The 24,460-nt window shown below is 64.9% G+C and carries 21 protein-coding genes; 11 read left to right on the forward strand and 10 right to left on the reverse strand.

Translation table 11 applies throughout. The features are described 5' to 3' along the window. Positions 1-6: 6 nt before the first annotated feature. Together U1R88_RS25375 and U1R88_RS25380 are read right to left on the reverse strand one after the other, a co-directional pair. Positions 7-2,784: a DUF2339 domain-containing protein gene (locus tag U1R88_RS25375; protein WP_322433752.1), complete on the reverse strand. Its 2,778-nt coding sequence runs from the start codon at positions 2,782-2,784 to the stop codon at positions 7-9. A gap of 316 nt (positions 2,785-3,100) precedes the next feature. Further along, a complete protein-coding gene (locus tag U1R88_RS25380; RefSeq protein WP_322433753.1) occupies positions 3,101-4,486 on the reverse strand; it encodes a cell wall hydrolase in 1,386 nt (461 codons plus the stop codon). A 263-nt stretch (positions 4,487-4,749) separates the two neighbouring features. On the opposite strand from U1R88_RS25380, the gene U1R88_RS25385 reads away from it, so the two are divergent. Continuing rightward, entirely contained in the window at positions 4,750-5,580 is an 831-nt protein-coding gene (locus U1R88_RS25385) for a uracil-DNA glycosylase (RefSeq protein ID WP_322433754.1), read from the forward strand. A 218-nt stretch (positions 5,581-5,798) separates the two neighbouring features. Continuing rightward, positions 5,799-6,704: a KPN_02809 family neutral zinc metallopeptidase gene (gene ypfJ, locus U1R88_RS25390; protein WP_322433755.1), complete on the forward strand. Its 906-nt coding sequence runs from the start codon at positions 5,799-5,801 to the stop codon at positions 6,702-6,704. A gap of 229 nt (positions 6,705-6,933) precedes the next feature. On the opposite strand, the gene U1R88_RS25395 is transcribed toward ypfJ, so the two are convergent. Together U1R88_RS25395 and U1R88_RS25400 are read right to left on the reverse strand one after the other, a co-directional pair. After that, complete coding sequence (locus U1R88_RS25395) at positions 6,934-8,196, reverse strand: Gfo/Idh/MocA family protein (protein WP_322433756.1); 1,263 nt, start codon at positions 8,194-8,196, stop codon at positions 6,934-6,936. A gap of 64 nt (positions 8,197-8,260) precedes the next feature. Continuing rightward, positions 8,261-9,001 (reverse strand): GntR family transcriptional regulator, encoded by a 741-nt coding sequence (locus U1R88_RS25400; RefSeq protein ID WP_322433757.1) that lies wholly within the window; start codon positions 8,999-9,001, stop codon positions 8,261-8,263. A 116-nt stretch (positions 9,002-9,117) separates the two neighbouring features. Between U1R88_RS25400 and uxaC the strand changes: the two genes are divergently transcribed. The 7 genes from uxaC (at position 9,118) to U1R88_RS25435 (ending at position 16,922) form a co-directional block, all read left to right on the forward strand. Beyond that, complete coding sequence (uxaC, locus tag U1R88_RS25405; RefSeq protein ID WP_322433758.1) at positions 9,118-10,518, forward strand: glucuronate isomerase; 1,401 nt, start codon at positions 9,118-9,120, stop codon at positions 10,516-10,518. Positions 10,519-10,647: 129 nt separating this feature from the next. Next, a complete protein-coding gene (locus tag U1R88_RS25410) occupies positions 10,648-11,931 on the forward strand; it encodes an ABC transporter substrate-binding protein (protein WP_322433759.1) in 1,284 nt (427 codons plus the stop codon). A gap of 5 nt (positions 11,932-11,936) precedes the next feature. Continuing rightward, the gene (locus U1R88_RS25415) at positions 11,937-12,869 is read left to right on the forward strand and encodes a carbohydrate ABC transporter permease (RefSeq protein ID WP_322433760.1); all 933 of its coding nucleotides are present in this window, start codon (positions 11,937-11,939) and stop codon (positions 12,867-12,869) included. Further along, on the forward strand, positions 12,862-13,728 hold the full coding sequence (locus U1R88_RS25420; protein ID WP_322433761.1) for a carbohydrate ABC transporter permease: 867 nt from the start codon (positions 12,862-12,864) through the stop codon (positions 13,726-13,728). Before U1R88_RS25415 ends, U1R88_RS25420 begins: the two co-directional genes overlap by 8 nt. A 26-nt stretch (positions 13,729-13,754) precedes the next feature. Beyond that, a complete protein-coding gene (locus U1R88_RS25425) occupies positions 13,755-14,765 on the forward strand; it encodes a Gfo/Idh/MocA family protein (RefSeq protein WP_322433762.1) in 1,011 nt (336 codons plus the stop codon). Continuing rightward, positions 14,765-15,832: a Gfo/Idh/MocA family protein gene (locus U1R88_RS25430; RefSeq protein ID WP_322433763.1), complete on the forward strand. Its 1,068-nt coding sequence runs from the start codon at positions 14,765-14,767 to the stop codon at positions 15,830-15,832. The genes U1R88_RS25425 and U1R88_RS25430 overlap by 1 nt, the downstream gene beginning before the upstream one ends. Positions 15,833-15,842: 10 nt before the next feature. Beyond that, positions 15,843-16,922, forward strand: a complete 1,080-nt coding sequence (locus U1R88_RS25435; RefSeq protein ID WP_322433764.1) for an ABC transporter ATP-binding protein — start codon at positions 15,843-15,845, stop codon at positions 16,920-16,922. An 83-nt stretch (positions 16,923-17,005) separates the two neighbouring features. Here U1R88_RS25435 and U1R88_RS25440 read toward each other — a convergent pair whose 3' ends face one another. Next, complete coding sequence (locus U1R88_RS25440) at positions 17,006-17,518, reverse strand: glycosyltransferase family protein (protein ID WP_322433765.1); 513 nt, start codon at positions 17,516-17,518, stop codon at positions 17,006-17,008. 183 nt (positions 17,519-17,701) lie between these two features. Between U1R88_RS25440 and U1R88_RS25445 the strand changes: the two genes are divergently transcribed. Further along, on the forward strand, positions 17,702-18,826 hold the full coding sequence (locus tag U1R88_RS25445; RefSeq protein WP_322433766.1) for a PA0069 family radical SAM protein: 1,125 nt from the start codon (positions 17,702-17,704) through the stop codon (positions 18,824-18,826). Positions 18,827-18,907: 81 nt separating this feature from the next. On the opposite strand, the gene U1R88_RS25450 is transcribed toward U1R88_RS25445, so the two are convergent. Beyond that, complete coding sequence (locus U1R88_RS25450) at positions 18,908-19,366, reverse strand: hypothetical protein (protein WP_322433767.1); 459 nt, start codon at positions 19,364-19,366, stop codon at positions 18,908-18,910. Between the two features lie 186 nt (positions 19,367-19,552). Here U1R88_RS25450 and rnhB point away from each other — a divergent pair, with 186 nt between their 5' ends. Continuing rightward, complete coding sequence (gene rnhB / locus U1R88_RS25455) at positions 19,553-20,125, forward strand: ribonuclease HII (RefSeq protein WP_068284723.1); 573 nt, start codon at positions 19,553-19,555, stop codon at positions 20,123-20,125. Between the two features lie 209 nt (positions 20,126-20,334). Here the strand turns inward: rnhB and U1R88_RS25460 are convergent, their stop codons facing one another. Genes U1R88_RS25460 through U1R88_RS25475 form a run of 4 tightly spaced genes read right to left on the reverse strand, consistent with a single transcriptional unit; the run spans position 20,335 to position 24,348 of the window. Then, positions 20,335-20,781, reverse strand: a complete 447-nt coding sequence (locus U1R88_RS25460; RefSeq protein WP_322433768.1) for an RbsD/FucU family protein — start codon at positions 20,779-20,781, stop codon at positions 20,335-20,337. A gap of 9 nt (positions 20,782-20,790) precedes the next feature. Next, positions 20,791-21,828 carry an ABC transporter permease gene (locus tag U1R88_RS25465; protein WP_322433769.1) on the reverse strand — a complete coding sequence of 346 codons (1,038 nt, stop codon included), beginning with the start codon at positions 21,826-21,828 and terminating at the stop codon, positions 20,791-20,793. Further along, positions 21,828-22,784 carry an ABC transporter permease gene (locus U1R88_RS25470; RefSeq protein ID WP_322433770.1) on the reverse strand — a complete coding sequence of 319 codons (957 nt, stop codon included), beginning with the start codon at positions 22,782-22,784 and terminating at the stop codon, positions 21,828-21,830. The genes U1R88_RS25465 and U1R88_RS25470 overlap by 1 nt, the downstream gene beginning before the upstream one ends. Then, positions 22,777-24,348, reverse strand: a complete 1,572-nt coding sequence (locus U1R88_RS25475; protein WP_322433771.1) for a sugar ABC transporter ATP-binding protein — start codon at positions 24,346-24,348, stop codon at positions 22,777-22,779. Before U1R88_RS25475 ends, U1R88_RS25470 begins: the two co-directional genes overlap by 8 nt. Positions 24,349-24,460: the final 112 nt, after the last annotated feature.

Raw genomic sequence — 24,460 nt, forward strand, 5'->3', positions numbered from 1 at the left:
TCACTGCTATTGCCGCGGTTCCTGTCCGGACCCGATTTTGGGTCCGAACAACAGGCGCTGATAGACGAGGCCGATGCCGATCAGGGCAACGCCGAGCCCCATGAAGGACAAGGCGCGCCAGATCCCCTCCAGCTCCGACATGTCGAACAGGAAGGCCTTGGCGACAGCCAGCATGATCACGATGGCCGAGCCCAGGCGGATGGCCCGCGCCTTTGCCCAGATACCGAGGGCAAGCAGCGCCAGGCCGTAAATCAGCCAGGCGATGGTATAGCCCCAGTTCTCGGCAGAGGAGATCGAGGCGAAATCGGGCACACCGTCGGCAAAGATCTTGCGCACTTCCAGCGTGACATAGACGAAGCCGAGCGCGAAGGCACAGATCCCGCTTAGCAGGGCGAAGGGGGCGTTCTCCATGCCCAGATTCTTCGGTTCGTTCTTGCCGGCGCCGCGGCCATACCAGTGCCAGAACAGCGCCGCTGTCCCCGCCAGCAGGGCCGGCAGGGCGTAGCCCGGCAGCAACGCGTTGAACAGGGCACCGCCGCCGATCATCTCGCCGCTGACCGCGGGATTGGCGGTGATCAGCGGCCCCGAGACTGTCAGGCAGAGCGCGATGATGACGCTGATCGGCGCCGCTGCCCGGTAGACCGCGCTGGTTGTCGCCCCGGAGCGATAGATCAACGCCATCGAGGCGGCAAAGGCGAGCGCCGTGTAGAGCCCGGCCTCGGCGAGGGACATGCCGGGATGAGCGGCTTCCTCGGCGCCGCGCAGGCCGAGGCGGATGGCAAAGACCACCGCCACGCAGGCCAGCAGAATGGCGCCGAGATCGAGGATCGCGGCGGGAATATCGATCTTGCGCCGGCGCAGGAGAATGCCGCCATAATAGAACGCCGCCGCCGGCACGGCATAGCGCAACACGATATCCTGCCAATCCGGGAAGCGTTCGAGGCTGGCACCGGCCAAGGTCCAGGCTCCTCCCATGCGCGCCAGCACCAGCAGGACGAATCCGGCAGCGCACCAGCGCAGGGCCGGCAGCGGCCGCAGGGTCGAGACCCAGGCCGCGCCGAGTGCCGACAGGCCGAAAGCCAGTGTGAGCGGGGAATCGGCAATCAGGAAGGTGAGCGTCAGCGCCACTGCCGAAGCGCTCGCGACGGCATGGAGGGAGGAACCCGCCCCCGGTGTCCCATCCTGCACCGCCTGCCTCTCCAGCCGCAGGAAACGCTCGGTCGTCGCGGCAAAAAGCACCGCCAGCCCGGCTGCCACCGCCCCGAAGGGCAGGCTGGCGCGCAGGCTCTCGATGCGCAGATAGGCGATGGCCAGCGCGAAGATCGGGGTTCCCGTCCCCGCCAGCGCCAGCGCCAATGCCGGCCATTGCGGCCTGGGATGGCGCATCAGGCTGATCGTGGTGGCCAGCAGCAGCACGGCAGCCGGAATGATCGCGATCTCAAGATAGGCCTGGAGCGCATCCGGCATCAGGAAGGGCAGATAGAGATGCCCCGGCACCACCACCAGCGGCTCGGCAGCGATCTGCCCACCGATCGGCCAGATCCACAGGCAGGCCAGGCCCGCCAGGCCGGCGATCCCCGCCGCCGGGGCGAGTGCATCGAAGGCGAGCGCGGCCGCCAGCGCCAGCGCCATCACGATCAGCAGCGTGGCAAGCGAGGCATGCCCGAACACATCGGCGCCGGCGAAGGAGACGGCCAGGACCGCAAGGCCCCCGACCGCACCAAGGCCGATGGGGTCGAAGCGTTGATAGGTCTTGCCGTGATGAGGCTCATAGATCAGCACCGCGCCGACCAAGGCCGACAAGGCAAGGATGTAGAACACCATGGCGCCGGTGTCCTCGCCCATGATGCTGCCCAGGACGAAGCCATAGCAGAAGGCACCGATACCAGCGGCGATGGCGAGCCAGCGCCAGAGCCGAATGCGCGCCAGCATGAAGGCGGCCGCCGTCACCACCACGACATAGAGGGCAAGAGCCCAGGGATTGGGCTGGTTCGAGGAAACCAGCAGCGGAGCGCCATAGGCGCCGACAAGGCCAAGCCCTGCAAGCCAGGGGCCATGCAGCGCTGCCGCATACATGGTGGCGATGCCGACCAGGCCGAGCAGCACGAAAGCCTGGGCCGGGCTGAGGAAATCATAGAGTGCATAGGCGGCATAGACGGTGGCGAAGAGGGCCACCGTGCCCGCGGCCGTGACCACGCCGGGAATATAGGCCGCCTGCGCCGTCGTAGGCGCCACGGGCCGGCGCCTCAGATATTCGCCGCCGGCGATGAGCGCCAGCGAGAAGACGAGGCCGGCCAGGATGCGCGCGCCAGGACCGAGGAGTTCCTCCTCGATGGCATATCGCACGAGGAAGGCACCGCCGAGTGCCAGCGCCAATCCGCCGACCCAGACGGCCCAGCGCGTTCCGAGCTTCTCCTCCAGGCTGACTTTGGGCTTGTCGGGTGCCTGTCGGCGCGCGGTCTGCGCGGAAACTGCCGGCACCGGCTCCGGCCTGGCTGGCGCCGGCTCGACGGCCGGTGACTTCTCGACAGGCACGGCAGCGGGAACCGGCGCAACCGCTTCCCGCACGGGTTCCGCGGCCTTTTTCTCTTCCGCCACCGCCGACGTAACCGCCCTGGCGGCGTCAACCGTCATCGAGCGCTGGCCCGCCAGCTGGCGAACCCTTTCCTCCAGCTCCTGCACCCTGCGCCTGAGGCCGAGTGTCATCACAAAGGCGACGATCGCCAGCACCGGAAAGGCGAGCACCAGCAGGCCGATGAGGAGGAAGGCGCTTTCTTCGGACATGCTCACCCGTGGCAGGTCATTACAGCGCGGGCTCCGCGCGGAGTCAGGTTATGATCGCCGACGATCGGCCCGGCAATCGAAGCTGCTTTGATTGTGGACAAGGTCTTTGCCGTCACGACAAGCGTAGCGCGCCAATGCAGCAGCAACAATTGCCGCACCGGTAAGCTTCCGTTTGCTTCACGACGCTCGCATCGACGATGCGATAATCATGCCGTCCACAAACGCAACTTCGATGCCAGCCATACGCGGGAATCCGGATCTTGGGTATCCCGCCGGATACAGGAGCTGTGGATGTCCTCTCCGGGAGACTTGCCAGTCACGCCCACCATTTGACGCGATAGAAGATGTGCTTGCCGATTTTGTCCTTCTCGCGCATGTCGCGCACCCAGCGCGGACGGACATAATTGGCGTGATAATGCGTGGCGTTGCCGACTTCGGGGATCCAGTCCTTGGCGTTCATCACCCGCTCGGCGAGGACCAGGGCCTGTTCCCAGGGCTCCTTCTCGGTCACCTTGTCAGCGACGAGATCGCAGGCGAAGGAAAACTGGCAACCGCCATAGCGCTTGTTGCTGGCGCCCTGATAGACCACGTCGCAGACATTCTTGGGATAGAAGGGGGAGCGCAGGCGGTTGATGATGACCTGGGCGACGGCCACCTGCCCTTCCCGGCTCTCGCCGCGCGCCTCGAAATAGATCGCCGTCGCCAGGCATGTCTGTGCCTTGGTGAACGCGGCCGGCGGCAAGTCGAGCGGGCGGGCCTTGCCATCGTCCAGCCCGGGCAGGCCGGCGATGCGCGATTTCTTCTGTGCATCGGTCAAGCCCTCGTCACTGCCGATTTCGGGCATGGTCTGGGCATCGTCCGGCGTCATCACCGGCTGCACGTTCGCCAGAGCCACTACCGGCTGCAGAGCACCCGGCTCGGCCATGGCGAGTTCGACCGGCAGCGCCTCGTCGGCACGGGTGGTGCTGCTGGTCAGGCTGGCAAGGTCGGGGCGGCTGGCCGCCGGCGACATGCCGCCAGCCGGGGCCAGCGAATGATCGAGAGGCACGGCTCCGTCATGTCCGCCGAGCTCGGCGTCGGCAATCGAGAGCCGCTCGGCAAGCTTGGTGACGACGATGGCGCTGAGCCGGGACGGCTGGAATTGCTGCAGGCCTTCGGCGGTCTCGGGCGGCTGGAGCTTGCGCGACAGGCGCCCCATCGGCCTGGCACCGACCTTGGGCATCAGCACATGCGGATCGCCCAATGCCATATAGGCAACATTCTCTCCGGCACCCCGGTCTGGCCGGCGATCACCCTTGGCGGTCCGGATCACCTCGGGCCAGATCGTCATGCCTTTCTTGGTGGCATCCCGGATCGGCGCGCTGGGCGGACCGACATCGTCGGGAAGAGGCATGAAATCGCTTCGGCTCGGCGTCAGCGTCAGGCTGGCGGGCATGGCCCGCAGCGTGAAGCCGTCTCCGAAGGCCGTCTGCGGCGCCGAACCGATATCGGCAAGGCTGAGCTGCGGCATCGCGAACAGCCCGGCCCGCATCACCGAAGCGCGACGTGCACCCAGCACACCCACACCGCCCTGCAGGGCGCCATGCATGCTGGCGGCAACGGCCGGGCTCGCCTGCACGGCGGTCGAGCGGCGATACATCATCGTGCTGGTGGCGCCAGCGCAGAGCAGAAGGGCGATGATGACGGGCCGGCGCAGCAGCATGGACGAGGCTCACAGGTTCAACCAACACGGCCTATGCAGGTTCTCCATGATCGCGCCCGTGGCGTGATCATGGAGAACCTGCAAGATTTCAAACATCTGCAGACAATCTCGATACTGCCCATTCGTGGGCAGTATCGAGATTGTCTGCCTGGCCGATGAGTTCATTGATGATGCATTAACCTTGATGGGGAGTTAACAGAGCGCGCCAGCCTGTTCCAACCATGGAAGGATTGCTCTATCCTCGCGCCATGATGTCCTCGCCAATGCCCCCCGAACAGATCGTCGCGCTGCTGCAATGGTATGCCGACATGGGCGTGGACATTGCGATCGGCGACGAGCCCGTCGACCGTTTCGCCGAAAGCGCCCTGCCGCCTGCCTCCCCCGCGCGCGCCCTTCCCGAACCGGAACCGGCACGTCGGACGCCCACCGCCACGGCTCAGCCCCGCATGGCCTCCCCCGCCCCTTCCATGTTGACCACCTCGCCGGACGCGGTGGAACTGGCGGCCCGCGAACAGGCACGCAGTGCCCGCACGCTGGACGAATTGCGGGACCTGCTCGAGCGCTTCGACGGCTGCGCCCTCAAGGCCACGGCGAACCGTCTCGTCTTTGCCGATGGCGCGCCCGACGCCGAGGTGATGTTCGTGGGCGAAGCGCCGGGACGCGACGAGGACATCCAAGGCAAGCCCTTCGTCGGCCGCTCCGGCCAGTTGCTCGACCGCATGCTCACCGCCATCGGGCTCGACCGCACCAAGGCCTATATCGCCAATGTCGTGCCCTGGCGCCCGCCCGGCAATCGCGATCCGACCCCGCAGGAGACCACGATCTGCCGTCCCTTCATCGAAAGGCAGATCGAACTGGTCGCGCCCAAGGTCCTGGTCTGCCTCGGCGCCCGCAGCGCCCAGGCGCTGCTCGGCGTTACCGACGGTATCCTGAAACTGCGCGGCCGCTGGCTGGACTACGATCTGGGCGGCAAGCGTATCCGGGCGATCGCCACGCTGCATCCGGCCTATCTGTTGCGCCAGCCGATGCAAAAACGCCTGGCCTGGCGTGATTTCCGCGCCATCCGCGCGGCACTCGAGCAAGACGCCCCCTGAATGCACACGAGGACGCAGCCCCTCTCCCTTGAAGATGGGGAGAGGGCAATCATGACGCATTTTGGTAAAACTGTATTTCCCTACGTAAGCACCGGCTAGAGCCCCTGTAACGGGCTTTGCGAAGACATATTTATTGGGTATGGCTTGAGCAGTTGAAATCACCATGCCGGCCCTCACAGCGATGGACGGCCGGCATTCGGGGAGCAGGAGACAGGGCGATGAAACTCGACGATATGCGCGCTTCCGACAATGTCGACGATCGTCGCGGTGAAGGCGGTGGTTTCGGCGGCGGTGGCGGCGGCGGCGGTGGTTTCCCGGGCGGACGAGGCGGCATCGGCCTGGGCGGCCTGGTGATCGTGGCCGCGCTCTATTTCCTCGTTGGCCCCGAAGCGGCCTTCAATGCCCTGCAGGGCCTCAGTGGCGGCGGTGAGCCGCAGATCCAGGAACAACAGCAGCCGCGTCCCTCCAGCCAGACAGGTGGAGCCACCGACGCTTCGGGCACCTTCGTGCGCAAGATCCTGGGTTCGACCGAGGATACCTGGACCAAGCTGTTTCAGGAACAGGTCAAAGGCAGAAGCTACCAGCCGACCGAGCTGGTGTTGTTCAGCGGCGTGACACGATCGGCCTGCGGCACGGCCCAATCGGCGATGGGTCCCTTCTATTGCCCGAACGACAAGAAGGTCTATCTCGACACCGCCTTCTTCGACGAGATGCGCAACCGCTTTAATGCCTGCCCGGCGGGCCAGGGTGCCTGCGCTTTCGCGCAGGCCTATGTGATCGCGCATGAAGTCGGCCACCACGTGCAGGACGAACTCGGCCTGCTGCGCGAAGGTGGCGCCGGTGCCGGCGGCGCCTCGGTGCGCCAGGAACTGCAGGCCGATTGCCTGGCCGGCGTTTGGGCCAACCGCACCCAGCAGGATTTCAAGTTCATCGAGCAGGGCGACATCGAAGGCGCGCTGCAGACGGCGCAGGCCATCGGCGACGACATGCTGCAGAAGAAGATGCAGGGCTATGTCGTGCCTGACAGCTTCACCCATGGCACGGCGGCCCAGCGCCAGCGCTGGTTCGTCACCGGCCTGAAGAGCGGCCAGATCCGCTCCTGCGACACCTCCGGCAATATCTGAGGGAATTGGGGCGCGGTTCGGCTGGACAAGCCTTTGACGGATCGCGACGTTCGGATAGGACATCACGACCCCTCAGCCGGCGCTTCGCGCCACCTTCTCCCGCAGGGGGAGAAGGGATCGGGTTAGCTCAGCGCCTTTCAAAATGGCCCCTTCTCCCCTTGCGGGGGTCGCCAACTCACTTGAGTTGGCTAGAGGTCCCGGCAGGGGGATGAGGGGTCGCAGCCCCCCTTCAGGCCGGCAGGCCGCCGAGTTCGGCCAGCCTGACCGGACGCCCCGATTTCATGCTGGCAACAGCCGCCGCCCCGCACAGCATCGACATCGCGCCTGCCAGTGCGCCGGCACGCTGGCCGAGCGGATCGGTCATGCCGGGGCGCAGCAGCATGTCGCGCAGGCGGTCGTCACCGCCGAAATGCCCGCCGCCGGCATGCGGCACGCTGATACGCTCGACATCGCCGAAATTGCGCATCAGCAGAATCTCGTCATGGTCGGGTGTCTCGAAGGCCTGTCGCTCATATTGGCGGACCTCGATGCGTCCCTTGGTCCCGTTGAAGGCCAGGTGGTAGCCCTCGATCGGCATGAAGGTATTGAGGGAATAGGACACGATCACCTCGTTCTCGAAGCGCAGCATCGCCGTCATGGTGTCGGCGATGTCGATGTCCTCACGATAAACGCAGCCGTCTCGCACATAGCCGTCCTCGCTCGACGGGTCCTCATAGAGCATGGTCAGCCAGGGATCCTTGCTCATGTCGAAATAGAAATCGCAATCCTGGGCATGGCTGCAGGTCTGGCAGCGTTCGCCGCGGAACGGCCCGTTGCGGCCGTAATTGCGCTGGGTACCGAAGGCCGAGACCTCGCGCGGCACCGAGTCCAGATACCAGTTGAGCAGGTCGAAATGATGGGTGGCCTTGTGCACGAACAGGCTGCCCGAATGGGCCTCCTTGGCGTGCCAGCGCCGGAAATAGTCGGCACCATGCTGGGTGTCGAGATACCAATGGAAGTCGACCGAGGTCACGGTACCCACCGCCTCCTCGCGCAGCAATTGCTTGATGCGGGCGGCCGTCGGCGCGAAGCGGTAGTTGAAGGTCACATCGACGGGCCGGCCGGTGCGCGCCTCGGCTTCGAGGATGCGGCGGCACTTTTCCGGCGTGGTGGTCATCGGCTTCTCGGTAATCACCCGGCAACCCGCCTCCAGTGCCTTGACGATGATCTCGTCATGGGTGTCGTCACGGCTGCAGACGATCACGATTTCCGGCTTCACGCTCGCAAGCATCTCGTCGACATCGGTATAGACGGGCGCGTTGGTGCCGATCGCGGTGCGCGCCGCCGTGGCCCGCATCTCGTTGATGTCGCAGATCGCCACGAACTCGGCCCGGTCCCGCCAGCCTTGCAGCAATTCCTTGCCCCACATGCCCGCGCCGCGATGGCCGGTGCCGACCAGGGCCACCCGATGCCGCTCGGCGCCCTCCTCATGTCTCGTCGCTTGCATCGTCATAGCGTTTCCTCATGCGGTTTTGGCTGTTGACGGCGCCCGGGAACGGGATCTTTCTCCAGGACGCTCAGACGAAATAATCGGGATACTGCACCCTCAGCCTGTCGATGTCGGGAACCACGGCGCTCAGATGCGCCTTCATGGCCTTGCTGGCCACCTCGACATCGCGGCGGGCGATGGCATCGCGGATGAAGCTGTGCTCGGCGATGACCTGATGCATGCGCCCCGCCACCGGCAGGGTCAGCCTCCGTGCCCGGTCCATCTGGACCTTGATCTGGCGCAGCAGGCGCGGAATGCTGGGATAGCCGGCGATCTGGGCAATGACCTGGTGAAAGGCTTCGTCCGCCTCGTGGAAGGCATCCTTGTCGCCAAGATCGGCCAGAAGGCGCTGGCGCGCCAGGATGGCATCGATGCTGGCGATGTCGGCAACCGTGGCGATCTCGATCAGGCGCCGCACCGCCGTATCCTCCAGGGACTGGCGGATCACCACCGCCTCGGGAATGGCAGCCACCGGCACGCGCGACACGAAGGTTCCCGATTGCGGGAAGATGTCGACCAGGCCATCCTCGGCCAGGCGGATCAGGGCCTCGCGCACCGGCGTCTTGCTCACGCCGAAGCGCTGGGTCAGTGCCTTTTCCTGCAAGGGCGTGCCGGGCACCAGGCGCATGCCGAGGATCGCCTCGCGCAGATCGTCATAGATCAGGGTTGCGGTGGTGACGCGCGGCCGTGTCGGACGAACGCCGGACTGCGCCGCCTTGCCTCGCGCCGTCAGGATTTCCAGCGAATGGCTCGTATCCTGGCTCTCCATGGCCCTGGCCCGATGTGCCTTGCGGCATCACGATGATCAGATTTTGACACACTAGTATCTTAGTGTTAAAGCCAACGTCAAGAGGAGACGCCAACCAGAACAGGGCCGAGCCCCGCATGGCACTTCATCCAGACAGGCTTTTGCCGATCGAACCGGACGCCAGGGCCATCGCGCGCCGCCTCTACGGGCAGGTGGCAGGCCTGCCGATCCTCTCCCCGCACGGCCATACCGATCCACGCTGGTATGCCGAGGACGCGCCGTTCCCCGACCCCGCCACACTGTTCGTCAAGCCGGATCACTACATCACCCGCATGCTCTACTCGCAGGGCGTGCGGCTGGAGGCACTCGGCATTCCCAGCCGGGACGGGACGGATGTCGAAACCGACGGCCGCAAGATCTGGCGGCTTTTCGCCGAACACTGGTATCTCTTCCGGGGGACGCCGAGCCGCCTGTGGTTCGAGCATTCGCTGGAAAGCGGCTTCGGCATCACCGAGCGTCTGGCGCCGGCCAATGCCGACCGTCTTTACGACGACATCGCCGCCGCCCTCGAAAGGCCTGAATTCCGCCCCCGCGCGCTCTATGACCGCTTCAACATCGAGGCGATTTCCACAACCGACGCCGCCACCGATGCCTTGAAAGCCCATCAGGCCATCCGCACGTCAGGCTGGAAGGGACGCGTCCTGCCGGCCTATCGCCCCGATGCGATCGTCGATGCCGACAGGGCCGATTTCCAAGTCGAGGTTCGCCGCCTCCTCGACATGACCGGGCAACCGACGAGCTGGGACGGTTATCTGACGGCGCATCGCGAGCGGCGCGCCTTCTTCAAGTCCCTGGGGGCGACCTCGACCGATCATGGCCACCCCAGCCCCCGCACGGCCAATCTCGACAGGGCCGATGCTGCAGCGCTGTTCGCCCGCCTGCTTGCCGGCCCCGCCACGCCGGCGGATGCCGAGCTGTTCCGGGCCCAGATGCTGACCGAAATGGCACGGATGAGCCTCATGGACGGGCTCACCATGCAGATCCATCCAGGCTCCCATCGCAACCACAATCCGGCGCTGTTCACCCGTTTCGGCCCGGATGTCGGCGCCGATATTCCCAGACCAACCGGCTATGTCGAGGCGCTGAAGCCGCTCCTGGACGCCGTCGGCAACGAGCCCGACCTAACCCTCGTGCTCTTCACCCTGGACGAGACGGCCTTCAGCCGCGAACTCGCCCCCCTCGCGGGCCATTATCCGGCGCTCAGGCTCGGGCCGCCCTGGTGGTTCCTCGACAGCCCGGAAGGCATGCGCCGTTTCCGCGAACTGGCGACGGAGACGGCGGGCTTCTACAACACGGTCGGCTTCAACGACGATACCCGGGCCTATCTTTCCATCCCGGCACGGCACGACATGGCCCGTCGCGTCGACTGCGCCTGCCTTGCCCGCCTGGTGGCCGACCATCGTCTCGAGGAGGAGGAGGCCGCCGAGATCGCCGTCGACCTCGCCTACAATCTCGCCAAGCGGGCCTACAAGCTCTGACATCGCCTACCGCCGCGGTGTGCAGTGTCACGTAACGTCATATCGATATCGAAACGCACGAGTATAAAGACAAGAACGCGCAAGAACCGGCCTTTCGACCAGCCAAACGGGCCGGAAAAGGGGGAAGCCATGAGTGCCCATCTCGTCAGTCGTCGTGCCCTGCTCGGAGCAGGCTGCGGGTTTGCCGCCTCCGCCATACTGGGCAACCCGGCCCGGGCGCAGGACAAGCAGCTCAGGGTATTCTGGTGGGGTTCGCAGGAGCGGGCCGACCGCACCAACAAGGCCGTGGACGCCTTCCGGGCCGCGAATGCCGGTATCGACACCAAGACCGAATTCACCGGATGGAGCGACTATTGGCCCCGTCTCGCCACGCGGGTCGCCGGACGCAATGCGCCCGACCTGGTGCAGATGGATTACCGCTATATGTTCGAATATGCCCGCCGCGGCGCGATCGTGCCGCTCGATCAATATCTGGGCAATCTTCTGGACATCGCCGATTTCGGCAAGACCAATCTGGGATCCTGCAGCGTCGACGGCAAGCTTTACGGCATCAATCTCGGCGTCAATTCCTCCGCCATGGCCCTTGACGGGGCCGCCTGGCAGCAGACGGGCGTGGAGCCACCGAAATTCGGGACGAGCTGGGAGGAATTCGCGAGCAAATGCGAGGCCTTCGGCAAAGCCAACAAGCGCAAGAAATTCTATGCCTCCGTCGACGCCAGCGGCCTCGAACCGGCCTTCGAGCTCTGGCTGCGGCAGCGCGGCAAGGCGCTCTACGACGACAAGGGGGCACTGGCCTTCGATGCCAAGGACGCGGCCGACTGGTTCAAGTTGTGGGGGACCCTGCGCGAGTCCGGCGGCTGCGTCACCGCCGACATCCAGGCTCTCGACAAGCTGACGCTGGAGACCTCGCCGCTGGCCCTCGGCTATGCCGCTGCCAGCTTCCTGCATTCCAACCAGTTCATCGGAGCCCAACAGCTCAGCAAGGCCAAGCTGTCGATTACGGCCTATCCCGTCCTGACCGGCGGCAAGCCCGGCCACTATCTCAAGCCTTCGCAGATGTGGTCGGTCTCCTCGGACGCCAAAGCGCCGGAGCTTACCGTCAAGCTTGCCAACTTCACCGTGCATGATCCCGCCGGCGTCAAGATCCTCGGCGTGGAACGCGGCGTGCCCGCCTCGCCCGCCATGCGCGACCTCGCGGCCGCCTCGCTCGACGACGTCAGCAAGCAGATGGTCGATTACGTCGGCAAGCTCGATCCCTATGTCGGGGCCCTGCCCCCCTCCCCGCCCAAGGGAGCCGGCGAGATCTCCTTCGTGCTGCAGCGCATCAGCCAGGAAGTCGCCTTCGGGTCGACGCCGGAGCAGGGAGGCGAACAGTTCCTCACAGAAGCCGAGTCGATCCTCAAACGGGGCTGAGCGCCATGGCCTCGACGACACTGGTCCGCCCCAGCGAGGTCACCGAAAGCCGCCTGCGGCAGGCCTTGCACCGCAATCTCGCCGGCTATCTGTTCCTCGCCCCCTGGCTGCTCGGTTTCCTCGGCCTCACCTTGGGGCCGGCCCTGGCCTCACTCTATCTGTCCTTCACCGATTACGATCTCCTGCAGAGCCCGCACTTCGTCGGCACCGCCAATTATGTGCGCATCGCCACCGCCGATCCGAAATTCGCGGCGGCGATGAAGGTCACCTTCACCTACGTCCTCCTGTCGGTGCCGCTCAAGCTGATCTTCGCCTTGGCCCTGGCCATGGCCTTCAATCGCGGCATTCGCGGATTGCCGTTCTATCGCGCCATCTTCTACCTACCCTCGCTGCTCGGCGCCTCCGTGGCGATCGCGGTGCTCTGGCGCCAGCTCTTCGCCGCCGACGGCCTCGTCAATTCGCTGCTTGCGCTCGTCGGCATCGATGGGCCGAGCTGGATCTCCAATCCACGCTATTCGCTCTACACGCTGGTGGCGCTCTCGGTCTGGCAGTTCGGCTCGCCCATGATCATCTTCCTAGCGGGCCTGCGCCAGATTCCGCAGGACATGTACGAGGCCGCAAGCCTGGACGGCGCCTCCAAGGCCCGGCAGTTCTTCAAGATCACCTTGCCGCTGCTCACCCCGGTGGTGTTCTTCAATTTCGTCATCCAGACCATCGAGGCCTTCAAGGCCTTCACGCCCGCCTTCATCATCTCCGAAGGCAATGGCGGCCCGATCAACTCGACCCTGTTCTACACGCTCTATCTCTACCAGGAAGCCTTCGGCTTCTTTCGCATGGGCTATGCCTCGGCGCTGGCCTGGATCCTGGTGCTGATCATCGCCTTCTTCACCGCCTTCTCCTTCCTCACCGCGCGCTACTGGGTGCATTACGATGACTGATGCCGCCGCCCTGCACGCACCGGAACGATCGGTCCTGCGCTCCGCCCTGATTCACGCCGCCCTGATCGCCGCCTCCTTCGTGATGCTCTATCCCCTGCTCTGGATGCTTGCGGGCTCGGTGCGGCCGGCCGACGACATCTTCGGCGGCCAGACCTCGCTGATCCCCTCCCAGGTCTCGATCCGGGCCTATGAAACCGGCTGGTTCGGGCTGCAGGTGAGCTTCGGCACCTTCTTCCTCAACTCGCTAGCCATTTCCGTGCTGGCGACCACCGGCAATGTCATGGCGGCCTCTCTGACGGCCTATGCCTTTGCGCGGCTCCAGTTCTTCGGCAAAAGCTTCTGGTTCGCGCTGATGCTGGGCACGCTGATGCTGCCCTATCACGTCACCCTCATTCCCCAATATGTGCTGTTCCTGAACATCGGCTGGGTCAACACCTGGCTGCCGCTGGTGGTGCCGAAATTCCTCGCAGTCGATGCCTTCTTCATCTTCCTGATGGTGCAGTTCTTCCGCGGTCTGCCGCGCGAACTCGACGAGGCCGCGATGATGGATGGCTGCAGCGCCTGGCGCATCTATTGGAAGATCGTGCTGCCGCTTTCCGTCCCGGTGCTCGCCACCGCCGCGATCTTCTCCTTCATCTGGACCTGGGAGGATTTCTTCGGGCCGCTGATCTATCTGGGCGACATCCACACCTACACCGTCCAGCTCGGCCTGAGGTCTCTGGTGGATGCCAGCGGCACCTCCGATTGGGGAGCCCTGTTCGCCATGTCCGTGCTCTCCCTGATCCCGATCTTCCTGGTCTTCCTGTTCTTCCAGCGCCTTCTGATCGAAGGCATCGCCACCACGGGCATGAAACGCTGACGGCACACTTTTTGCGGATAATTGATATGAGACCTCTGAAATTCGCCGTCATCGGCATCAATCACGACCATATCCATGGCCAGATCCGTGCGCTCCGGCAGGCCGGCGCCGTCTGCAGCGGCTTTCACGCGGCCGAGGAGGATCTCGCGACCGCCTTCGCCGCGGCCTACCCGGAAATCCCGCATGTCGCCGAGGCGGCGCGGCTCTATGAGGATCCCGCGATCGACGTCATCGTCAGCGCCGCCATTCCGGGCGATCGGGCCGACATCGCCATCACGGCCATGCGCCACGGCAAGGACGTGCTGCTCGACAAGCCGGGCATGACCAGCCTCGACCAGCTCGAAAGCGTGCGCCTGGTCCAGGCCGAGACCAAGCGTATCCTCTCCATCCTCTATTCGGAGCATTTCGAGGTTCCCGCCACCGTAAAGGCCGGCGAACTGGTGGCTTCCGGCGCCATCGGCGATGTCGTGACCATAGCCGGGCTCGGCCCGCATCGCCTGCGCAAGCCGCAGCGGCCGGGCTGGTTCTTCGAGCGCGAACGCTATGGCGGCATCCTCGTCGATATCGGCGCCCACCAGTTCGAGCAGTTCCTGTTCTTCACCGACGCGGAGGATGCCGACATTCTCTCGGCCTCCGTCGGCAATCGCGCCAATGCCGACAAGCCCGGCCTGCAGGATGTCGGCGATGTCCACCTGCGCACGCCCGGGGGCGTCACCGGCTATATCCGCGTCGACTGGTTCACGCCGGACGGCCTGCCGGTGTGGGGCGATGGGAGGCTCTTCATCACCGGCACGCGGGGCACGATCGAGCTGCGCAAATATGTCGACGTTGCCGGCCGCCCCGGTGGAGACCATCTCTTCCTCACCGACCACAGCGGCATGCAGCATATCGATTGTTCTTCGGTCGAGCTTCCCTTCGGGCGGCAGTTCATCGCCGATGTCTTCGAGCGGACCGAAACGGCCATGCCGCAGGCCCGTTGCTTCAAGGCGATGGAACTCGCACTCAAAGCCCAGCAGCGCGCCGAGGAGGCCGCGTGATGGACGAGATCAAATCCGTCGCCGTGGTCGGGCTGAACATCGGCCGCTCGCATATCGCCGAAGCCTATGCCCCGCGCGCCGAACGCTGGCGCCTCGCCGCCGTGTGCGACCGCAACCAAGAACGCCTCGATGCGGTGGCCGACGAATTCTCGGCCGAGAGCCGCACCCTTCATTTCGACGAACTGCTTGCCCGCGACGACATAGACGTGATCGACATCGCCACGCCGCCCGCAACCCATTTCGATCTGGTCAGCCGGGCCCTGGCGGCGGGCAAGCACGTCGTCTGTGAAAAGCCGCTGGTGGGGTCGCTGCACGAGGCCGACCTCCTGGCCAATGCCCAGGCCCAGAGCGGGCAGATGCTGATGCCGATCTTCCAGTATCGCTTCGGCGAGGGCGTGCAGAAAGCCAGGCGCATCATCGAGTCGGGTCTGGCCGGCAAGCCCTATCTCGGCACGGTCGAAACCCATTGGAAGCGCACGCCGGACTATTATGCCGTCTACTGGCGCGGCAAATGGGAGACCGAGCTCGGCGGCGTGCTGATGACCCACGCCATCCACCAGCACGACATGATGACCTATCTGATGGGGCCGGTACGGCGGTTGTTCGCGCGGGCGACGACCCGCGTCAACGCCATCGAGGTGGAAGACTGCGTCTCTTCCTCCTGGGAAATGGCCAATGGCGCGCTGGTGGCCGCCAGCGCCACACTGGGCTCGCAGAACGAGATCAGCCGGCTGCGCCTGTGCTTCGAGAACGTCACCTTCGAGAGCGGCGGCGAGGCCTATTCGCCGGGCGACGAGCCCTGGACGATCCTGCCGGCCAATGAGGACGTAGCCGCTGCCATCAGGCATCTCGTCGCCGACCTACCCCCGGTCGGCCGCCGCTTCCTCGGGCAGATGGATGCCTTCCACGAGGCCCTGCACAGCCGCGGGCCAGTGCCGGTCACGGTCGATGACGCACGCCGGGCGCTGGAACTGGCAACCGCCTTCTACCACTCGGCGCAGACCGGCAGCGACGTCAACCTGCCGATCGGGTCGGATCATCCGAAATATCGCGGTTGGCGGCCGTAAGGAGGACGACATGGCGACCAGCATCAGGCTCGACAAGGTGGTGAAGCGCTACGGATCGCTGGACGTCATTCATGGCGTGGATCTCGTCATCGAACCGGGCGAGTTCACGGTGTTCGTCGGTCCGTCTGGCTGCGGCAAGTCCACCCTTCTGCGCATGATCGCCGGGCTCGAGCCGATTTCGGCCGGCGACCTCACCATCGACGGCGAGCGCATGAACAACGTCCCCGCTTCGCGCCGCGGCATCGCCATGGTGTTCCAGTCCTATGCCCTCTATCCCCACATGACGGTGTACAAGAACCTGGCCTTCGGGTTGGAAACCGCCGGCTACAAGCGTGCCGAAATCGAGAAACGGGTGCGTCATGCCGCCAGCATCCTCAAGATCGAGGATTATCTGCAGCGCCGCCCCAAGGCCCTGTCCGGCGGTCAGCGCCAGCGCGTCGCCATCGGGCGGGCGATCGTGCGCGAACCGCGCATCTTCCTGTTCGACGAACCGCTTTCCAATCTCGATGCTGAATTGCGCGTGCAGATGCGCGTGGAGATCGCCAAGCTGCACCAGGACCTCGGCAACACCATGATCTATGTCACCCATGACCAGGTCGAGGCGATGACCATGGCCGACAAGATCGTGGTGCTGCGCGACGGCGTGGTGATGCAGGTCGGCGCGCCGCTCGACCTCTACAACGCTCCGGCCAACCAGTTCGTGGCCGGCTTCATCGGCTCGCCCAAGATGAATTTTCTCACCGGGCGCCTCTCCGGGACCGGCGACGCCGTCGAGGTCGCCGGCCAAACCGTACGCCTTGGCACGCCACTGCCGGGTGCCAATGCGGCGACCCCGGTCACCTTCGGCGTCCGCCCCGAGCATATCCTGGTTGGCGGCGAGGCCGGCGAGGCGCTCGGGGAGGTCAAGGTCCATCTGGTCGAGCATCTCGGCGGAGAAACCGTGCTCTACGCAACCACGACAGGCGGGGAGAACCTGACCATTTCGGCTCCCGGCCAGTTGCGGGTCCGCCATGGCGAAGCCGTGCCGCTACGCGCCGACCCCGCGCTGTGCCATGTCTTCGACGGGAAAGGTGCTTCGCTGCGGCGATAATTCCTCTGGGATCGCAGGCTTCCAGCCTGCTCTTGGAAACGCGAACCGCTCAAGAGCAGGCTGGAAGCCTGCGATCCCAGATTTCAGCTCCCCGCCCCGACCCCGCCCGTAAAAGCGCGTGCCCGCAAGGCGTGGGTTCCCAGGCGCTCGCCCGCCAGCAGCGCCTTGCGCGGTGCCAGCACGGCCTGCCTCCGCCTGCGCCCGCGCGACAGCTTGAGCACGATCTCGCGGAGCCTTGCCCGCCAGCCGTAATCGTCGACCGCGCCCCGAAACAACATCGCAACCGGCCGGTCACTGGCTCTTTGCAATCGCTGCATCATCGCGCCGGCTTCGCGGAACCAATCGCTTTCCAGCCGGACGCCTGGCGCCATCATCAGCACCCAGTCGCTGCGGGCAGCCTCGAGGCCGGCCCTGGCATCGCCCTCGACGATGACGCAACCGACCGCATCGGCCACCAGCCGCGTACCCTGCGACGGCCCGGCTTCCGCCACCACCACCTCGCGCACGAAACCGTCAGCCGCCGCCGGAACGAGGGCAGCCAGCGTTTCCGCCAGCGCGACTTCCTGGCCGTTTGCGGCAATGACGACACTGATCATGGCAGGTCTGGTCCGTCTGGAACGGTCACTTTTCTCAAGCGTCCGCATATCACGCGCCACCGCGCGGCGTGAGGGGCGCGAATGCGCGATCCTGCTCAAATGATTGGCATTTTCGTTTCCCTTGCCCAAATGTTCTCTTTTTGTTCTAATGAGAACAGAGAAATTTGATTCGCGGAGGCGGCCATGGGCGTGCCGATAAGCAAGGTCTCTCTTACCGATGCGGTGCCGGTGGGCACGACCGTGGTCGACATCGAGCGGCGACGGGGGCGCGGCGCCGGCTCCAATGCCAGCGGGCGCTTCGAGGGGCTCTCGCGCTTCATCGAGGATGACGGCTGGAACTCGATCGAGGAACTGCCGACCCTGCGCACCGAGATCCAGCAGGAGCAGGCTCGCAAGATCATCACCTTCAACGACTCGCCGGACATCTCCTTCGACCGCTCGATCAACCCCTATCGCGGTTGCGAGCATGGCTGCGTCTATTGCTTCGCCAGGCCGACCCATGCGCATATGGGCCTTTCGCCAGGGCTCGACTTCGAGACCAAACTGTTCGCCAAGCCGAATGCCGCTGCCCTGCTGGAAAAGGAATTGTCGGCGAAGAACTACCAGCCGCGCACCATCGCGATGGGCACCAACACCGATCCCTACCAGCCGATCGAGCGCCAGCGCGGCATCACCCGTTCCATTCTGGAGGTCCTTGATAGAACCAGCCATCCGGTCGGTATCGTCACCAAATCGGGCCTGATCACGCGCGACATCGACATTCTCGCACGCCTGGCCCGCCGCGGTCTCGTCAAAGTCGCCTTGTCGGTGACCACCCTCGACGCCAAGCTTTCGCGCTCGCTCGAACCGCGCGCGGCGACGCCGTCCCTGCGCCTGAAGGCCATGCGCCAGCTGGCCGATGCCGGCATTCCCGTGACGGTGATGGTGGCGCCGATCATCCCCAAGATCAACGATGCCGAAATCGAGCGCATCCTCGATGCGGCCCATGCGGCGGGCGCACGCGAGGCAGGTTACGTCATGCTGCGCCTGCCGCTGGAGATTTCCGGCCTGATGCGCGATTGGCTCAACGAGCATCGCCCCGATGCCATGAACCATGTCTTCTCGCTGATGCGCTCGAGCCGCGACGGCAAGGACTATGATTCACGCTGGGGCCTGCGCATGTCGGGAACCGGGCCCTATGCCTGGATGATCGGCCGGCGCTTCGAACTGGCCGCTGCGCGGCTCGGCATCAATGCAAGGCGGCTGAAGCTGCGCACCGACCTATTCACCCGCCCGGTGCGGATGGGCGAACAATTGGCGCTGTTCTGAGCGGGCGGATATTCCCTCCCTCAGTCAAATTGCCCAAGAAACGGTCCTCGTCCACTCCGCCATCTCAAGAACTGCCGGCAATCAACCCTTGCTACCGCTGAACCAGGACGAGCGTTGAGGCTTGGCCGGCGCCGAGGAAGGCTCGCTCACGGACGGGCCGGGCAATTCGCTCACCGGTGTGAGCGTCGCCGAGGCCCAGAAGGAATTGCCAGCCAAGGCGTGCTCGGCAAGCTTGCGATAGGTCGCCAGGCGACGATCGATCCGCTCGCCAATGTCATAGGCGGCAAGTTCCTGAGGCGTCGGGTCACGCCCGACCTCCTTCTTGAACGCCGCCAGCCAGTCACGCTTGTTCTGCATAGAAAGGGAGAAAGCGAGGAGGCCGACGACATCCTCCTCGTCATGCACCAGACGATCGAACACATTGTCGGAGTGCAGGCCGGCCTTGGCCGGAGCCGGGTTTGGGGCGGATGCCACTTCGCTCTTGGATTGATGGTCCTGAGAAGGCGCAACTGCCTCGATATCGGTCACGTTCTTTTGCATTCCACCCTGCCCTGCAACAAACGCTATCTGCCCAAACGCTAGCTACCGTTGTCGGCAACATGCCGTGAAATATTGCGACTCAACTTGACACGGCAGGGGCACAAAGCAAGTCACGATTTGTATCGGTACAGTTTCGGGCCATCTTCCACGCTGGACCTGTCGGCAGGAATCTTCTAACGCCAGTTCATGACAAAACTTCTTCTCGCTGGCGTCGACGAGGCTGGCCGGGGACCGCTGGCGGGCCCGGTTTCGGCAGCCGCCGTCATCCTTGATCCTGACAGAGTGCCCGTCGGCCTGGCCGATTCCAAGGTCATCACGGCGGCACGACGCGAAGAGCTCTATCAGGAGATCATGGCGTCGGCGCTTTCGGTGTCGGTTGCCTTTTCGAGCCCTGCCCTGATCGACCGGCTCAACATCCGCGGCGCCACGCTCGACGCCATGCGGCGGGCCGTCAGGGGCCTGTCCCTGCGCCCTTCGTCGGTGGAGATCGACGGCAAGGACGTGCCGCACGGCCTGCAGCTTCCGGCCCGCGCCATCATCGACGGCGATGCGCTGGTGCCGGCCATTTCCGCTGCCTCGATCATCGCCAAGGTCACCCGCGACCGCCTGATGATCAAGTTGGCGGTCACCTATCCGCTCTATGGCTTCGAGCGCCATATGGGCTACGGCACAGCCGAACATACCGCCGCCATCGACACGCATGGCCCCTGCCCGCACCACCGCCTGACATTCGGCAGGCTCAAGGCTTATCGGGTTTGATGAGGAGGGACAGCGCGTCCCCCTCATCCGGCTGCCGCCACCTTCTCCCGCACGGGGAGAAGGGATTTCATCGGGCTGGCTTTTGCCACATCCGGCCGCTTCAACATCGCGCGGCCTATCCCACAAAGGCTCCTTCTCCCCTTGCGGGTGCCGTCAACTCCCTTGAGTTGACGAGAGGTCCCGGCAGGGGGATGAGGGGTGAACACCTCCTACGGCGCGATCACGCCCTTGCGGAAGATGAAGCAGCCATAGAAGCGGCGCTCGCCGGTGGCGATGACGCAATAGGCCTTCTTGGCGTGTTCATAGAATTCCATGCGCTCGATCGAGGTCATCGGCCAGGACTTGCCTTCCGCCTTGTCGATGGCCGCCTGCACCTCCTGCTGCACCGGCGGGATCTCATCGGGTGAACCGACGATCTCCATGCGGCGGGCCGAGTCGTCGACGAAGGTGTCGAGCGGCACGACCGAAAGCACGGCCTCGACCGCCCGCGCGGCCGTTACGCCGTCGATACGCAGGAGATCGCCCAGCACCGTTTCGCGGGCAACCGAATCGGCCGGGAAATTGGTGTCGCAGATCACCAGCGTATCGCCATGGCCCATGGCCCGGAGGGCGTAGAGCACATCGGCATTCAGCAACGGATCGATGTTCTTGAGCATGATACTTTCCTATTTTGCGATCTGCGCAGGCTTGGTCTGCATGAGTTTGGCCTGCAGGATGACGACGACCAGCAGGAAGGCGCCGCGCACTACCGACTGCCAATAGGCCGAGAGCGAGATCCAGCCCATGCCGTTCTCGAAATTGAGAATGGTGTAGATCAGGCCGAGCAGCAAGGCGCCGGCCAGTGTGCCGCCAATGGAGCCCTTGCCGCCCGTCAGCAGCGTGCCGCCCACCACCACCGAGGCGATGGCGATCAGCTCCCAGCCAATGCCTTCGATCGGCTGCCCTGCACCGAATTGCGAGGCCAGGATCACGCCCGCCATGCCGGCCGTCACGCCGGAGATCACATAGACCGCGAAGATGGTGCGGTTGACCGGCAAGCCCATCAGCCGGGAGGCTTCCGCGCCGCCGCCGACCGCCAGCACATGGCGCCCGAAGGAGGTGGAGTTCAGGGTAATGGCGCCCACGATATACGCCACCAGGGCGATCCAGGCCGGCGTCGGGAAGCTCAGGATGAAGCCGAGAATGTTCGCGGCGGTGCCGGCATTTTCGGCATCCACCCATTCAGGTCGCATGAAGCTGAGAAGATCGCCCTGCCCGAGCGCGGTGAAGGCCGTGTCATAGGAAGCCGAGACCGACTGGTTGTTGGCCAGCAGCAGGGCCGTGCCTTGCGCCGCCAGCATGGTGGCGAGCGTGGCGATGAAAGGCAGGATCTTCAAACGGGTGATGATCAGCGCATTGATGATGCCGACGGCCGCTCCCGCCGCGAGCCCGCCGGCGGCGCCGGCGATGAGGCCATAGGAACTGAGATAGGCGGACACCACACTCGCCAGCGCGGCGGTGGTGCCGACCGACAAATCGATGCCGCCGGTCATGATCACGAAACACATGCCGAGGGCCACCAGCATGAACATCGAGTTGTAACGCAGCACGGTCTGGATGTTGTAGGTGCCGAGGAAACCGTCATAGCGCCAGGCACCGAAGGCCGCGAGCAGCACGAGGGCGAGCAGGACGCCGATCACCGGCGTGAACTGGAATTTCTTCATCACGCCGTTCCCTGCCGCTGGAGCCAGACGGCGAGCACGATCAGCACCGCCTTGGCAATAAGGGCCGCCGCATCCGGCACGCCGTTGGCAAGCAAGGTGTAGCGCACCAGCTGGATGATCAGGGCTCCGAACAAGGTGCCGACGATGGTGGCCCGGCCGCCCGAAAGCAGCGTGCCACCCACGGCCACCGCAGCGATGGCATCGAGTTCCTTGCCCATGCCGATCAGATTGGCATCGGCCGCCGAGTTCATGGCGATCTCGATGAGACCCGCAATGCCGGCGCACAACCCGCAGATGAAATAGACCAGCACCTTGACGCGTGCCGCCGGCACGCCGGCGAGCCGAGCAGCCGACTCATTGCCGCCGACTGCAAGGACCTGGCGGCCGAAGACGGTACCCTTGAGCACATAGGCGGCCGCGATCACCAAGACCGCCATGATCCAGACCTGGAACGGCAATCCCAGCACCTTGCCGAGCGCGATCGCCTGAAATTCGGGGACCTTGAAGACCTGCAGGTCGCCATTGGTGGAGACCTGAGCGAGACCCCTGCCCGCGATGAACAGGATCAGCGTCGCGATGATCGGCTGGATGTTGTAGCGCGTGATCAGCCAGCCGTTGAACAGGCCGAACAGACCGGCCACCAGCACCGGGATGACGATGCCGAAGGCGATCGCGACATAGAGGTTGGGAAAATCCACAAGCTTGCCGGTGAAGATCATCGGCGACAACGCACCGGCGATCGCCATCAAGGAACCGACCGACAGGTCGATGCCGCCGGTTGCGATCACCAGCGTCATGCCGATGCCGACAATCACGATGGTGCAGACCTGCGTGAGGTTGAGCAGCAGGGTCTGGGTGGTGGCGAAATTGGGTGTGACGACGAAATTGAAGCCGATCAGAAGCAGCAGCGCGATGAAGACACCGTAGCGCTGCAGGAACGCAGGAACGTCACGCATGGCCGGGTTTTCCGTGGGCTGGCGTTCCGGTCTCGTCGGCGACAGGGCTGGCGCCGTGGGCCATCGCGGCCATGATGCTGTCCTCGCTGATATCAGGCGGCCGCAGCTCCGCCACGCTCAAGCCGTCGCGCAGCACGAAGACGCGGGTCGCAGCCTCGATGATTTCCTCCAGTTCGGACGAAATCACCAGCACGCCGAGTCCCTCGGCGGAAAAGCGCCGGATCAGGTTGAGAATTTCCGCCTTGGCACCGACATCGATGCCACGCGTGGGTTCATCCAGGATGAGAAGTTTGGGATTCATGCACAGCCAGCGGGCGAGCAGGACCTTTTGCTGGTTGCCACCGGACAATTCGCGGATCTTCTGATCCGGGCTCGAGCATTTGATGCCGATTTCCTTGATGAAGCGCTCGACGATCCGCCTCTGCTCCGCGAGGTCGAAGCGGCCGGAACGCGAGAGGGCCGGCATCAGTGCAAGAGTGAGATTGTCGGCAACCGACATGTCGGGGATGATGCCTTCGACCTTACGGTCCTCGGAGCAGAACCCCATGCCGGCCTTGATCGCCTCGGCAGGTGAACGGAAATCCGTCCTGGCGCCACCAAAGGCGATCTCTCCCTTGGCCCGGCGATCGGCGGCAAAGATGGCGCGGGCGGTTTCGGTTCGGCCCGAACCGAGCAGGCCGGCAAGCCCGACGATCTCGCCCTTGTCGATCGAAAGCGTGGCGTCGCTGACCCGGCGACCGACTGCGAGCGAACGCACGCCGAGCAGTTCCTCCCGGCGTGACGGCGCTTCGTCACGCTCGGCGGCAGTGGGGCCTGCCATCACCTCGGCCAGGGCCTTGCCGAGCATGGCGGTGACCAAAGTGAGCTTGGGCATCTCCTGCATGGTCGAGACGGCGACCGTACGCCCGTCCCGCATGATGGTCACGCGGTCGCAGACCGCATAGAGCTCGTCGAGCTTGTGGGTGACGAACAGCACCGAGACCCCATCGCTCTTCAATTGCCGGATGGTGCGCAGCAGCACCGCCACCTCGGCCTCATCGAGGGAGGAGGTCGGCTCGTCCATGATCACCAGGCGGGCCTTGAAGGAGACCGCGCGGGCGATCGCCACCATCTGCTGGATGGCGGTGGGGAATCCTCCCAGGGGCTGGGTGACGTCGATATTCACGTCGAAACGGGCCAGGAGTTCCCGTGCACCGGCATTCATCGCCTTCCAGTCGATGAACAGACCGGCACGCTTGGGCTCGCGCCCGAGATAGATGTTCTCGGCGACCGAGCGATAGCCGATCAGATTGAGTTCCTGGAAGATGGTGCTCACCCCCAGGCGCTGGGCCTGCTGCGGAGAGCTCGCCTGCCAGGGCGCTCCCCCAAAGGTGATGGTGCCGCCATCATGCGAATGGGCACCGTTGAGGATCTTGATCATGGTCGACTTGCCGGCCCCGTTCTGGCCGACCAGGGCCATAACCTCGGCGGGGGCGATGTCGAGGGTCGCACCATGCAGGACTTTGACACCGCCAAAACTCTTGGTGATGCCGTCCATGGAAAGAAGCGGGGACGATGCTGCCATGCAGTCTCTGGCTCATAATGGCGGTAAAACCCGCCTCTATCCGGTGAACGATCGCCTGATAGGCTCGACCTTTGTCACGCCGGGGCTTGACCCCGGCATCCAGGCTCTCCGT

The sequence above is a fragment of the Labrys sedimenti genome (genome assembly GCF_034424805.1).
GTDB lineage: Bacteria > Pseudomonadota > Alphaproteobacteria > Rhizobiales > Labraceae > Labrys > Labrys sedimenti.

Bases quoted from the DNA above. Each gene is read 5' to 3' on its own strand.
- U1R88_RS25375 (WP_322433752.1), bottom strand. From the start codon at position 2,784: ATGTCCGAAGAAAGCGCCTTCCTCCTCATCGGCCTGCTGGTGCTCGCC.
- U1R88_RS25380 (WP_322433753.1), bottom strand. From the start codon at position 4,486: ATGCTGCTGCGCCGGCCCGTCATCATCGCCCTTCTGCTCTGCGCTGGC.
- U1R88_RS25385 (WP_322433754.1), top strand. From the start codon at position 4,750: ATGCCCCCCGAACAGATCGTCGCGCTGCTGCAATGGTATGCCGACATG.
- ypfJ (WP_322433755.1), top strand. From the start codon at position 5,799: ATGAAACTCGACGATATGCGCGCTTCCGACAATGTCGACGATCGTCGC.
- U1R88_RS25395 (WP_322433756.1), bottom strand. From the start codon at position 8,196: ATGACGATGCAAGCGACGAGACATGAGGAGGGCGCCGAGCGGCATCGG.
- U1R88_RS25400 (WP_322433757.1), bottom strand. From the start codon at position 9,001: ATGGAGAGCCAGGATACGAGCCATTCGCTGGAAATCCTGACGGCGCGA.
- uxaC (WP_322433758.1), top strand. From the start codon at position 9,118: ATGGCACTTCATCCAGACAGGCTTTTGCCGATCGAACCGGACGCCAGG.
- U1R88_RS25410 (WP_322433759.1), top strand. From the start codon at position 10,648: ATGAGTGCCCATCTCGTCAGTCGTCGTGCCCTGCTCGGAGCAGGCTGC.
- U1R88_RS25415 (WP_322433760.1), top strand. From the start codon at position 11,937: ATGGCCTCGACGACACTGGTCCGCCCCAGCGAGGTCACCGAAAGCCGC.
- U1R88_RS25420 (WP_322433761.1), top strand. From the start codon at position 12,862: ATGACTGATGCCGCCGCCCTGCACGCACCGGAACGATCGGTCCTGCGC.
- U1R88_RS25425 (WP_322433762.1), top strand. From the start codon at position 13,755: ATGAGACCTCTGAAATTCGCCGTCATCGGCATCAATCACGACCATATC.
- U1R88_RS25430 (WP_322433763.1), top strand. From the start codon at position 14,765: ATGGACGAGATCAAATCCGTCGCCGTGGTCGGGCTGAACATCGGCCGC.
- U1R88_RS25435 (WP_322433764.1), top strand. From the start codon at position 15,843: ATGGCGACCAGCATCAGGCTCGACAAGGTGGTGAAGCGCTACGGATCG.
- U1R88_RS25440 (WP_322433765.1), bottom strand. From the start codon at position 17,518: ATGATCAGTGTCGTCATTGCCGCAAACGGCCAGGAAGTCGCGCTGGCG.
- U1R88_RS25445 (WP_322433766.1), top strand. From the start codon at position 17,702: ATGGGCGTGCCGATAAGCAAGGTCTCTCTTACCGATGCGGTGCCGGTG.
- U1R88_RS25450 (WP_322433767.1), bottom strand. From the start codon at position 19,366: ATGCAAAAGAACGTGACCGATATCGAGGCAGTTGCGCCTTCTCAGGAC.
- rnhB (WP_068284723.1), top strand. From the start codon at position 19,553: ATGACAAAACTTCTTCTCGCTGGCGTCGACGAGGCTGGCCGGGGACCG.
- U1R88_RS25460 (WP_322433768.1), bottom strand. From the start codon at position 20,781: ATGCTCAAGAACATCGATCCGTTGCTGAATGCCGATGTGCTCTACGCC.
- U1R88_RS25465 (WP_322433769.1), bottom strand. From the start codon at position 21,828: ATGAAGAAATTCCAGTTCACGCCGGTGATCGGCGTCCTGCTCGCCCTC.
- U1R88_RS25470 (WP_322433770.1), bottom strand. From the start codon at position 22,784: ATGCGTGACGTTCCTGCGTTCCTGCAGCGCTACGGTGTCTTCATCGCG.
- U1R88_RS25475 (WP_322433771.1), bottom strand. From the start codon at position 24,348: ATGGCAGCATCGTCCCCGCTTCTTTCCATGGACGGCATCACCAAGAGT.